Origin of the sequence: Kitasatospora arboriphila, from assembly GCF_039528095.1 — a bacterium.
GTDB lineage: Bacteria > Actinomycetota > Actinomycetes > Streptomycetales > Streptomycetaceae > Kitasatospora > Kitasatospora arboriphila.
Genome location: NZ_BAAALD010000296.1, coordinates 1 through 557 on the forward strand (window position 1 = coordinate 1; position 557 = coordinate 557).

Here is a 557-nt window from a genome sequence, read left to right on the forward strand (position 1 = left end):
TTGAGTTACCGCTCCCTTCACCATTAAAAGAATACCAAGAAAAAATGGATGAGATAGATTCAATTATTAATGACATGATGGTTCTAAAGGAATATTTCAGAGCTAAGTTTTACGACGAAATAAAATAGGCACGCTATACGGAGGCGGAGAATTATGTTTTTTAAACGGTATTTAACGGAGAAGGAAATATACAAGGCAGCACTCCCAATTGTTAGGCTTCAAGGGAGAGTTAACACTTCATTACGTTTTTTATCCAAATACTCAGATGTAAACAAAAATGGATTAATTGCATTGCATCTTAATTTATTACATTTTATCTCATACAACATACACGGTGTAGAGTCTCTGAAAATCACTCAAGCAGGCATAAACAAAGCTGTACAACAAAGCCCTCACGCAGATGAAATAAAAAATATTGCGCAGGCAATAGGACGCAAAGGACCTGAGTACATCGAAGGATTAATTAGAAACCCATGGGGGAAGAAAAATGATAATCCACTAATATTTATAATGAGCATTGAAGAAAGTATAAAAGAAACCCTTAACTCAGGTTATAT

1 protein-coding gene is annotated in these 557 nt (G+C 34.6%); it reads left to right on the forward strand.

Annotated elements, in window-relative coordinates:
• Positions 1 to 153: 153 nt before the first annotated feature.
• Positions 154 to 557 (forward strand): hypothetical protein (locus ABD353_RS40055; protein ID WP_344628618.1); only part of this gene is annotated, 404 nt, incomplete at its 3' end.